At 45.0% G+C, this 11414-nt stretch carries 11 protein-coding genes; 10 read left to right on the forward strand and 1 reads right to left on the reverse strand.

Going from position 1 to position 11414, the window contains the following annotated elements; genetic code table 11:
* Positions 1-120: 120 nt before the first annotated feature.
* Both gdhA and NCCP2331_RS14650 read left to right on the forward strand, forming a co-directional pair.
* Positions 121-1503, forward strand: coding sequence for an NADP-specific glutamate dehydrogenase (gene gdhA / locus NCCP2331_RS14645; RefSeq protein ID WP_153721859.1), 1383 nt, complete (start codon positions 121-123; stop codon positions 1501-1503).
* A gap of 946 nt (positions 1504-2449) precedes the next feature.
* Complete coding sequence (locus NCCP2331_RS14650; protein ID WP_251671622.1) at positions 2450-3016, forward strand: YdcF family protein; 567 nt, start codon at positions 2450-2452, stop codon at positions 3014-3016.
* 60 nt (positions 3017-3076) lie between these two features.
* Here the strand turns inward: NCCP2331_RS14650 and NCCP2331_RS14655 are convergent, their stop codons facing one another.
* Positions 3077-3871, reverse strand: coding sequence for a histidinol-phosphatase HisJ family protein (locus NCCP2331_RS14655; RefSeq protein ID WP_251671624.1), 795 nt, complete (start codon positions 3869-3871; stop codon positions 3077-3079).
* Positions 3872-4025: 154 nt separating this feature from the next.
* On the opposite strand from NCCP2331_RS14655, the gene hisZ reads away from it, so the two are divergent.
* Genes hisZ through hisC form a run of 8 tightly spaced genes read left to right on the forward strand, consistent with a single transcriptional unit; the run spans position 4026 to position 10945 of the window.
* Positions 4026-5258 carry an ATP phosphoribosyltransferase regulatory subunit gene (gene hisZ / locus NCCP2331_RS14660; RefSeq protein WP_251671626.1) on the forward strand — a complete coding sequence of 411 codons (1233 nt, stop codon included), beginning with the start codon at positions 4026-4028 and terminating at the stop codon, positions 5256-5258.
* Positions 5246-5881, forward strand: coding sequence for an ATP phosphoribosyltransferase (hisG, locus tag NCCP2331_RS14665; protein WP_251671628.1), 636 nt, complete (start codon positions 5246-5248; stop codon positions 5879-5881). The genes hisZ and hisG overlap by 13 nt, the downstream gene beginning before the upstream one ends.
* A complete protein-coding gene (hisD, locus tag NCCP2331_RS14670) occupies positions 5878-7158 on the forward strand; it encodes a histidinol dehydrogenase (RefSeq protein ID WP_251671630.1) in 1281 nt (426 codons plus the stop codon). The genes hisG and hisD overlap by 4 nt, the downstream gene beginning before the upstream one ends.
* Positions 7159-7743 (forward strand): imidazoleglycerol-phosphate dehydratase HisB, encoded by a 585-nt coding sequence (gene hisB / locus NCCP2331_RS14675; RefSeq protein ID WP_251671632.1) that lies wholly within the window; start codon positions 7159-7161, stop codon positions 7741-7743. It begins immediately after the preceding gene.
* A gap of 28 nt (positions 7744-7771) precedes the next feature.
* Positions 7772-8497: a 1-(5-phosphoribosyl)-5-[(5-phosphoribosylamino)methylideneamino]imidazole-4-carboxamide isomerase gene (gene hisA / locus NCCP2331_RS14680; protein ID WP_251671646.1), complete on the forward strand. Its 726-nt coding sequence runs from the start codon at positions 7772-7774 to the stop codon at positions 8495-8497.
* Positions 8484-9248 (forward strand): imidazole glycerol phosphate synthase subunit HisF, encoded by a 765-nt coding sequence (gene hisF, locus NCCP2331_RS14685; protein ID WP_153721867.1) that lies wholly within the window; start codon positions 8484-8486, stop codon positions 9246-9248. Before hisA ends, hisF begins: the two co-directional genes overlap by 14 nt.
* Positions 9241-9891 carry a bifunctional phosphoribosyl-AMP cyclohydrolase/phosphoribosyl-ATP diphosphatase HisIE gene (hisIE, locus tag NCCP2331_RS14690; protein WP_251671650.1) on the forward strand — a complete coding sequence of 217 codons (651 nt, stop codon included), beginning with the start codon at positions 9241-9243 and terminating at the stop codon, positions 9889-9891. Before hisF ends, hisIE begins: the two co-directional genes overlap by 8 nt.
* Entirely contained in the window at positions 9884-10945 is a 1062-nt protein-coding gene (hisC, locus tag NCCP2331_RS14695) for a histidinol-phosphate transaminase (protein WP_251671647.1), read from the forward strand. Before hisIE ends, hisC begins: the two co-directional genes overlap by 8 nt.
* Positions 10946-11414: the final 469 nt, after the last annotated feature.

Genomic DNA, 11414 nt, shown 5'->3' on the forward strand with positions numbered 1-11414 from the left:
CATCCTCTATGAGAAGTATTTTGTGTAGATTCAAGCGTGCAGGATAACTTCTACTGAGTAAAGTGAGCGACTGGTCGGTCGTCAGCTTTTAACTACCAACAAGGAAAGGGATGGTCGCATATGACAAAGATTGATGAAGTTCAATTCAACAACCGCAAACGGGCAAATGATTACGTACACGAAGTATATGAGCTGGTAAAGAAACGGAATCCGGACGAAAAAGAATTCTTGCAAGCTACCAGAGAAATCTTTGATTCCTTACGACCTGTCTTTGCAAAGCATCCCGAGTTTATGTCGAATGGAATTCTTGAGCGCATTACAGAACCGGAACGTATCATTTCATTCCGAGTGGCTTGGGAAGATGATCAGGGGAAAGTTCATGTTAACCGAGGGTTCCGTGTTCAGTTCAACAGTGATTTAGGTCCTTATAAAGGCGGCCTTCGTTTCCACCCTTCTGTAAATAACAGTATCATGAAGTTTTTGGCTTTCGAGCAAATCTTCAAAAATGCATTGACAGGCCAGCCGATTGGTGCGGGTAAAGGGGGTTCTGACTTTGATCCGAAAGGAAAGTCAGACCGCGAGATCATGCGCTTCACACAGAGCTTCATGACAGAGCTCAGCCGCCATATCGGACCGGACATTGATGTTCCGGCAGGTGATATCGGAGTCGGCAAACGTGAAATCGGCTATCTATTCGGCCAATATAACCGAATTAAAGGCGGTTACGAGGCAGGCATTCTGACAGGGAAAAATCCTGATCACGGCGGCAGCTTGGGACGTAAAGAAGCGACGGGTTACGGAACTGTCTATTTTGTAGATGAAATGCTGAAAGAGAACGATCTTTCATTGGAAGGCCAGACAATGATCGTTTCAGGTTCAGGAAACGTGTCTACTTATGCAATGGAAAAAGCGATGCAGCTTGGAGCCAAGGTTGTCGCGTGCAGTGACTCAGACGGCTATATTTACGATAAAGACGGCATCGATTTAGAACTTGTGAAAGAGCTGAAGGAATACGGCAATAAACGAATCTGGGAATACACAAAAGAACGTCCGGAAGCTGAATACCATGCAGATTGCAGTGCGATCTGGTCTGTTGCCTGCGATATCGCGCTGCCATGTGCCACGCAGAATGAAATCGATGAGATTGCAGCGCATATGCTGATTGCAAATGGCGTAAAAGCAGTTGGAGAAGGTGCGAACATGCCTTGTACGATTGAAGCAATCGAGATCTTCCAAGATCATAATATTCTATTTGCTCCGGCTAAAGCAGCCAATGCAGGCGGCGTAGCGGTATCTGCGATGGAAATGTCGCAAAACAGCCAGCGGCTTTCCTGGTCAGCAGAGCAAGTGGATGAGCATTTGAAAGTTGTTATGAAAAATATTTACACCGATTGTAAAAATGCGGCTGATGACTATGGCAAACCGGGAAATCTGGTCATGGGCGCGAATGTTGCAGGCTTCTTGAGAGTGGCGGATGCAATGGTCGCTCACGGAATTAGATAATCGATAAGAAACAGACACATTATGTAATCAATGTGTCTGTTTTTTTGTTTTAAAACAATGGTCTTCGCCAAAACGTGTGCTTGACAGTTTATTTTATGAGAAGTTTGGGATTTGGCTGGGGTGGTGCAGGTGCAGTATAGGGTATAGAGGAGGTGGAAGGAGTCCGTTTCCCTGCGTTCCAGGCGGACGCATTCTGGAGGGCCCGCGGTGAGCCAACTTGGTCGCTGCGCTCCCGCAAGTTGTCTCACCTGTCGGGCTGATCCTCTCAGAGTCGCCGCCTTCCACTTCGGTACACTGGCTGGTGTTTCAGAACTTTTTATGTGGGCAGGCAGTATGAGCATTATATCTGAGATTATTATGATAGGTGTGGTATTACATGCACTACTATCATTCTGCATGGGCTAAGATTCTTGTGATCGATGCGTTTGCAAATCGAGTAACGGGACCAAGTCAACTAATCCACACTCTGCGAAAAAGAAGTATGTCATTCATTCTCACACTAGCGTAAGGCAATTCCCCAGTGCCGAAGCGGGTTCAAACTACAAACGCATTCCGGTTTCAAACTTCCCGTCAGATCGAGCAACGAGAACAACAGCTAACTAAATATACACCCTGCCAAAAAGCAACATGACATATTTCCTGCAACACCAGCGTAAGGCAATCCCCCAGCGCCGCAGCGGGTTTAAACTACAAACACACATCTCATTCAAAATTCCAGCAAAGTCGAGCAACGAAACATGCACATTATAAATCCACACATTGCCCAACTGCAGTAGGAATTTCGCAATTCGTACGTGACACGTTGTCAAGAACAGATAATGGCGCAGACTCAAAACAATTTTTAAAAAAGTATTAGTCAATGAGCGGCGGCGATAAAGCTTCGCTGGTTTTTTGGAACTAAACGCCATTCTATTCCGTCTTACTGAACAAGAAGAGAGGCGAGTGAATGAAAAAACTGACAGCTGCAGGCATTGTCATAGTGATTTTGGCATTGATGTTTTGGTTCATTCCAAAAGAAAAGATGGAATCTGCGCAACATCACACAGCAGACGGTTCCCATGAATATGCCATTGTGTTAGGGGCGAAAGTAAACGGAGAAACGCCTTCTTTATCGCTTCGGTACCGGCTGGAGTCGGCAGCTGATTATGCAACACGTTTCCCGCATGTGAAATTAGTACTGTCCGGCGGCCAGGGGAAAGACGAAGCGATCAGTGAAGCCCAAGCGATGTATCGTTATTTGCTCAATCAAGGAATAGCTAAAGAGCGGCTCATCATGGAAGACCGGTCAACTTCTACATATGAAAACCTGCAATTTTCTAAAGAACTGCTTCCCGAATTGGCCGGTGTGACGATAATCAGCAGTGATTTTCATTTGGCCAGAGCTCGATTTTTGGCAAAGCAAATGGGCTGGCAATCAGATGTGGTGGCGGCAAAGACTCCAGATGTTGTAAAAACAAAAGTATTGATTCGGGAGCGGCTGGCTTTATTGAAGACGTGGATCTTCAGAAAATAAAATTAAACTGACACATACTGAAAAAAAGTGACGAAATCAATTGATTTCGTCACTTTTTTCTTATAAAGAAGAAATAGCATGGAATTGGGGTTTGCCATTACTGAATGTAGCAATATAACGGAAACCGATTGATTGGAACAGTTCAATGGATTCCTTGAATTCATGGGCGATATCTGAAGGGCGGTGTGCGTCTGATCCAAGCGTAAGAATTTCACCTCCGCATTGTTTGTAAAGGCGCAAGATATCTTCGCTAGGCATATTGTGCGCCAGACCGTAACGTGTGCCCGAGGTATTAAGTTCGATTCCTTTACCTTCAGGAATAATGGTCTTAAATATCTTTTCCAGGTAATCATGGAATAAATGAGCCGGCGGCCGTCCGGTATAGCGTTTGATCAGATCCGCATGGCCGAGCACGCTGTACCGTTTATAATTCTGGACACAGTAGAGCAGCTCCTTATAGTATGTTTCAAAAGCATCTTCCACAGAACGGTCGGCAAATAGTTCCTTATAATGAAGCGATTTATTTTCGACAGTGTGAAGTGAACAGATAACAAAGTCGAAACTGTGCTCGTCCATGAGTTGTTCGTAGCGATCTAGCAGATGGGGCTGCAGGCCGATTTCTACGCCTTTTTTAATCGTCAGCTGTCCTTCAAACTGATTGTTGAGCTGCTGGATTTTTTCAGCATAAGCAATCTTGTCGAAATCAAACAGTATTGTTTCATCGGGATATTCATAGTCGATGTGATCGGTGAAGCAAATTTCTTTCAATCCTTTGGCCACGGATGCTTTGGCCATTTCTTCCATCGGGATTTCACAATCAGCTGAAAATGCGCTGTGCATATGATAATCAAACATTTGATCAGGTCTCCTTTTCTATAATCCATATTGTAGCAGATGAATTAGGGCAGATACAGTTGACAATACCCAAATAACCCATTATAGTAGTAAATAACTTTAGTGTAGTAAAGCGATGAAGTATTTATTGGAACGGAAGGCGGTAGAAAGTATCTTGTATTCTGAAATCCTGGCTCATGAACATGAGAGACATGAAAAAATTATCGGAACGTTGAGTAAACGTTTCACTACATATGGTTATAAGCGAATTAAAACGTCAGCTTTTGAAAGGTATGATCTCTATTCGAATGTCCGTACATCGATCAATCAGAATGAAATGATCAAAGTGATTGATTATACCGGTGAATTATTGGTATTGCGTCCGGACGTGACTATTCCTTTGACACAGGAACTTGTTCAAATGAACGTCAGCCTGCCCGAAGAGATGCGCTATTACTATGTTCAGGAAGTATTCAGACAGACCTTCCGGGAAAATGAGGAGATCGGAAAGACGCAGGCGGGTGTCGAGTATTTCTGTGAAAGCTCACCTGAAGCAGATGCCGAGACCATTATGCTGGCATGTCATGCATTAAGAGATGTTGGATTTTCGGATGTGAAAATTGAAATCGGCCATGCAGGATTCTTCAATGAATTAATTGCAGACCTGTCATTATCAGCAGAACAGACGGCTGAGCTGAAAATAATAATTCAGGCCAAGAATGTTGTGGAGATCGGTCCATTCCTGGAAAACTTGGAAATCGACCCATCAGTCAAAGAAGTATTAGAACAATTACCGTTCCTGTACGGTGCCCCTGAAACAGTTTTTGAAAGGCTTCAAAATCTGCGGGTAAGCGAATCTGTAAAGCAGGCCATCAACTATTTGCAACAGACATACGAAATCGCAGATCTATACGGCCTGAAAAAACATATCGTCATCGATCTTGGATTGATCAATCGTATGGGATATTACTCGGGCATCATCTTCCAAGGGTATGTAGAGAAATTTGGCAAACCTGTATTGATGGGCGGACGCTATGATTCTTTAAGTGAAGAATTCGGCATCAAAAGACCGGCGATCGGTTTTGCCTGTGAGATTGATTCGCTGGTAAAAGCAACGGCGCACAAAGAACTTCAAGAGCGTTTCAGCATAGATATCACAGTTCTTTATGAAGAAAGCCGAATGAAATATGCGATTGATATTACAAATGAATTGCGTGAACGTGATTATCGAGTGCTCTCCAAGCCAATGAAACAGACATTTCATTCGAAAGACAGTATGTACACGATTCAACTGACTGAACTTGTTAATGAGCTGACAGATGAAGAAGGAACAACTGAGTTTGCAGATTTCAAGGAATTGCTGGAGATGATTGTGAGCAGGAAAGGGGTACCTGAATGGACTATTTAACTGTCGCAATGGCCAAAGGGCGTACGGCCGAGCGGGCGATGAAATTTCTGGAGAAATCAGATGTCCGCTTTTCAGATTTTACGGATGAAAGCAGAAAGCTCGTCATCTATGATGATCAAGAGAAGATTAAACTCATTTTCGTCAAAGCGGTAGATGTCCCGGTGTATGTCGAGAACGGTGCAGCGGATGTCGGGATCGTCGGCAAGGACGTCATGATGGAAGACCCGCGTGATGTCTATGAATTGCTTGATCTTGAAATTGGCAGATGTAAATTATCGGTAGCGGGATTTCCTGAAACGCACATAGAAAACAAGCCATTTCTGACTGTCGCTACGAAATACCCACTTGTTTCAAAAGAGTATTTTGACAAGAAGGGTATACGCACTGAAATGATCAAACTGAACGGTTCTATTGAGCTGGCACCGTTGATCGGCATGTCGGATGTCATCGTCGATATTGTGGAAACGGGTACCACCTTAAAAGAGAACGGGTTGGTTGTGCTGAAGGAAATAGCAGATGTCAGTGCCCGTTTGATAGTAAATAAGGCCAGCTATGCAACCAAAACTGCAGACATTCAGCAGTTCATTCAGGATATGAAAGAAGGGTTGGAGGTGCGCGCATGAAAACGATTCGAGGAAATGAATTCAGGGAAGAACTGCTCAAGCGCAGCGATTCAAGTCAGCCCGATGTAGAATTCGACCGGAATGTTCTGTCGATTATTGAACGTGTCCGCGCAGAAGGCGATCAGGCTGTGCTTGAGTTCACTGAGCGTTTCGATGGCGTGAAGCTGGTTCAAATGCTGGTTACAAATGAAGAGATTCGGGAAGCGGAACAACTTGTTACAGACGATTTTATCCGTTCGCTACGTGCAGCAAAGCAGCGAATCTCAAATTATCATGAAGCACAAAAAGAACAGTCCTGGTTCTTCAATCCAAATGAAGGGATCATGCTTGGCCAGAAGGTAACGCCGATTGACAGCGTTGGGCTTTACGTTCCTGGCGGAAAAGCAGCATATCCCTCGACCGTCCTGATGAACGCATTACCTGCGAAAATAGCAGGAGTTTCACAGATTTCCATGGTAACACCTCCGCAGCGTGACGGTAAAATTAATCCTCACGTACTCGTTGCAGCAAAGGAAGCAGGGGTGGATAGAATCTATAAGGTCGGCGGCGCACAGGCAATTGCTGCACTTGCTTACGGAACAGAAACAATTGAAAAAGTCGTTAAAATTACAGGCCCTGGCAATGCTTACGTCGCCCGTGCAAAAAAATGGGTATTTGGCGATGTGGCGATTGATATGATTGCAGGACCAAGTGAAATTTGTGTCGTCGCGGATGAGAATACGAATCCCGTCTATGCGGCTGCAGATTTGCTGTCACAGGCAGAACATGATGAACGGGCGGCTGCTGTATGTATCACAACAAGTGAATCATTTGCAGAAGACTTGTCCGCAGAAGTGGACCGTCAGCTTGCAAAACTTGAGCGCAAAGAAATTGCCGCACAGTCCATTGATCAATACGGGCGCATCATTGTGGTCGACACACTGAAAGAAGCATTTGACATCGTCAATCGGCTGGCGCCTGAACATTTGGAGCTCATGATCAAAAATCCAATGGAACATTTAGCTTCCATCAGAAATGCAGGAGCAATATTCCTTGGCGAACACGCTCCTGAAGCACTGGGTGATTATATGGCAGGGCCGAATCATACGCTGCCGACAAGCGGAACAGCAGCATTCTCATCTCCTCTCGGCGTCTATGACTTTATGAAAAAGTCGAGTGTTATCTATTACTCTGAAGAAGCACTGGCTGAAGTGGCGGATGATGTAATTGTTCTGGCGGAAGCAGAACAGCTGAATGGGCATGCCAACTCCATTAAAGTACGAAAGGCAGGAAGGTAAATGCGCAAACAACAAATCACGCGGAAAACAGGCGAGACAAACATAAATATGGACTTTTCTTTGGATGGCACAGGGGAAACGAAGATTCAGACGGGCGTAGGATTCTTCGACCACATGCTGACAGCTTTCGCAAAGCACGGCCGGTTTGATCTAACGGTGAAATGCGATGGGGATATCGAAGTGGATCAGCACCACTCCGTTGAAGACGTGGGTATTGTCTTAGGGAAAGCATTCAATAAATGCATCGGAACTAAAGAAGGGATTGAACGTTTTGCGACAGTGTCGACGCCGATGGATGAAGCGTTATCCACAGCATCAATCGATATAAGCGGCAGATCATTCCTTGTGTTTAATGTGCACGGAATGAAAGATAAAGTAGGGGGTTTCGACACAGAACTGGTGGAAGAGTTCTTCATCGCTTTCACAAGCCATGCTGAAGTCACGTTACATATTAACTTGGACTACGGAAAAAACACACATCACATTATCGAATCAATTTTCAAAAGCTTCGGCCGCGTGCTGCGGGTCGCCAGCACCATCAACCCGGATATTCAGGGTGTTCCTTCTACTAAAGGAACGTTATAATTATCATTTCATTAGGGGGAACCAGAGGATGATTTTATTTCCGGCAATTGATATTAGAGGCGGCAAATGTGTGCGCCTGATTCAAGGGGATTATGACCAGGAAGTTATATATAATGATTCGCCGACCGACATGGCGCAGGAATGGCAGCGCCAGGGTGCTGAATACATTCACGTCGTCGATCTGGACGGAGCTAAAACAGGTGATTCATTAAATAGAAAAGCAATTGAAGCAATTGCTAAAGCAGTCACAATACCGGTTCAAGTCGGCGGCGGGATTCGCACGATGGATATTGTTGACTCGCACATTGCAAATGGCGTTGCACGTGTCATCATTGGCACGGCGGCAATTCAAGATCCTGAATTTCTTAAACAGGCAATCAAAAAGTACGGCGAAAAAATTGCAGTCTCCATCGATGCGCGCAATGGGCTCGTCGCAACAGACGGCTGGACCGAAATGAGCGATGTCAAAGCAGTGGACTTACTGCAGGAACTGGATAAAATCGGAGTGAAAACGGTTGTATATACAGATATCATGAAGGACGGTATGCTGCAGGGACCTAACTTTGAAGAACTGCAAATAATGAATGAAGCCTCTTCCATCGATATCATTGCTTCTGGCGGTGTCTCCACTGAAGAAGACATTAGTAAACTTGCCGCGAAAGATATGTACGGCGCAATTATCGGAAAAGCATTATATGAAGGCAAACTATCCTTGGAAAAACTACTGGAGGACGACAGTCATGTCAGCAACTAAAAAAATTATTCCGTGTTTAGACGTAGACAACCGCAAAGTCGTAAAAGGAAAGAAGTTTCTGGACGTACAAGAGGTGGCAGATCCACTGGCACTCGCTAAAAAGTACGTAGCAGACGGTGCGGATGAACTGGTATTTTACGATATCTCAGCTTCTTCGAAAAATCGCGGAATGTTCCTGGATTTAATAGAGGAAATTGCTAAAGAAGTGCCGGTTCCGTTCATTGTAGGCGGCGGAATCCGCACACTTGAAGATGTTGACAAAGTATTTGCGCTCGGCGGCAATAAGATTTCTATTAACAGTGCTGCGCTGACAAATCCCGATATTATTAAAGAAGTGGCGGATAAATATGGTGCAGAACGCGTTATGCTGTCAATGGACGTCCGTCAGACAGGCGAAGGGAAATGGACAGTGTTCGCAAAAGGCGGAATGGAAGAAACAGATATCGACGCGATTGAATGGGCTAAGAAAATGGAGAAGCTCGGGGCCGGCGAACTGGTCGTCAACAGTATTGATGAAGACGGCGTGAAGGATGGCTATAATCTTGAATTGAACAGGGCAATGGCGGAAGCGGTCAATATTCCAATTATTGCTAGCGGCGGCGCAGGAAAGCCTGAACATTTTAAAGAAGTTTTGACGAAAGGCAGGGCGGACGCAGCACTGGCCGCTTCTGTATTTCATTTCAATGAAATCAATATCCGCGAATTGAAAGAGTATTTGGCAGGAGAAAATATTGCAGTTAGGAATGACTAATATGACACTAGAGATCAACTCACTTACATTTGACGATAATGGCCTGATACCGACAATTGTACAGGACGACCGCACAGGTGATGTCCTTATGCTCGCTTATATGAATAAAGAATCGATTGAAAAAACGCTGGAAACGAATGAAACTTGGTTCTTCAGCCGCTCAAGACAGGAGCTCTGGAACAAAGGTGCAACCTCCGGCAATCGCCAGCGGGTACAGCGTATTTCTGTTGACTGCGATCAAGATACATTACTGCTCCAAGTGACACCGCAGGGGCCTGCATGCCACACAGGAGAGAAAACATGCTTCTTCGCGACAGCAGTCGAGCAGGAAGAATCACTGCGTGAAGTGGTATATGAAGTAATCGATGAAATCGCAGATCGCAAAAAACATCCGGTGGAAGGCTCTTATACCACCTACCTGTTCGATGAAGGAATTGATAAGGTCCTTAAAAAGGTGGGAGAAGAATCAACGGAGGTTGTCATCGGAGCGAAAAATGCCGATAAAGAAGAAGTGTCCAATGAAATCGCGGACCTGATTTATCACACGCTGGTCTTAATGAATATTCTCGACGTCGATCTGAAAGATGTGCAGCAAGTATTGCGTGAAAGAAGACCGAAAAAGGAAGTGCTTCGCGATGAGTAGATTTCTGAGCACAGTTGCGAGGCGGACGGAACCTTACATTCCGGGTGAACAATTGAATCAACCGGATATCATCAAACTGAACACCAATGAAAATCCGTATCCGCCGAGTCCGAAAGTGCTGACGGCGATTCAGTCGGCGCTCGAAGCAAATACACTGCAGCGGTACCCTTCACCGACAGCCGATCCTCTGCGGCATGCGATTGCCGATACATACGGACTGAGTGCTGAACAAGTATTTGTCGGCAACGGTTCCGACGAAGTGCTGGCATTTTCATTCATGGCATTTTTTGAACCGGGCAAAACGATACGCTTTCCGGAGATCAGCTACAGTTTTTATCCGGTGTATTCAAAGATATTTGATATTTCATTTGAAAAAGTTCCTTTGAATGAGGATTTCACTTTACCGGCAGAAAAGTTTTATGGTTCACAAGGCGGCGTCATTCTGCCGAATCCCAATGCGCCGACGAGTCTTTATGCAGAACTAGATGTAATAGAAGCGATTTTGAAGGAGAATCCCGACCAGGTAGTGATCATCGACGAAGCATATATTGATTTTGCAGGTCCTTCCGCTATGAAGCTGATCGATCGCTATGCTAATCTGCTGGTCATCCAGACAACATCTAAATCGCGAGCGCTTGCCGGACTGCGGGTAGGGTTTGCGCTTGGACAGCCGGACCTCATCGCGGGACTTACGAGAATTAAAGATTCATTCAACTCTTATACTATTGACCGGTTGGCAATGGCCGGCGCGACAGCTGCTTTTCGAGATCATGCATATTTCTCAGAAAGCACTAAGAAAATCATTCGCACAAGAGAGAGCTCCGCACAAATGTTGAAGGAGATTGGATTTGATGTGCTGCCGTCTGACGCAAACTTTTTATTTGCCAAGTCTGTGAAGCACGATGCAAAAGTGCTGTATGAGCAGTTAAAAGAGCGCGGCATTCTGGTCCGGCACTTTGACCAGGCGGGTATACGTGATTATTTACGTATCACAATCGGTACAGATGAGCAGATGGAGTTACTGTTTAGAGTGCTTACAGATTTGAATAAATAAAAAGTCAGCGCCAAGATCTGTTTTTGGTAAATTGCCATATATGTACTTCGAAAATCATTCTGCGGGTTGGTGTGGTCTTAATTTTATATGTGCGGGTTTCGTTGAACGACTTTGCAGGAAGTTTGAATGGGGTGTGAGTTTGCAGTTTAAACCCGCTTCGGCGCTGGGGGATTGCCTTACGTCATGAGCCTACTGGCAAAGAGCACGCCAGCAGTCTCATGACAACGGCCTACCCCGCAGTTGCGCCTTCGCTGACCTTATAGAATGTATGTCATGCTACTATTTTGCAGGGTGCGAGTTCAGTTAGTGTTATTTCGTTTTTTGACTTTGCAAACGCATTGATCACAAGAATCTTTGCCTTAGCAGAATAATAAGTATTGCCTGAAACACCTCACCTACAATAATCTCAGATATTATGCTCATACTGCTTACTACATAATAAGTCCTGAAACACCACCCAGTGTACCGG

The organism is Sporosarcina sp. NCCP-2331, from assembly GCF_023707945.1.
GTDB classification, from domain to species: Bacteria; Bacillota; Bacilli; order Bacillales_A; family Planococcaceae; genus Sporosarcina; species Sporosarcina cascadiensis.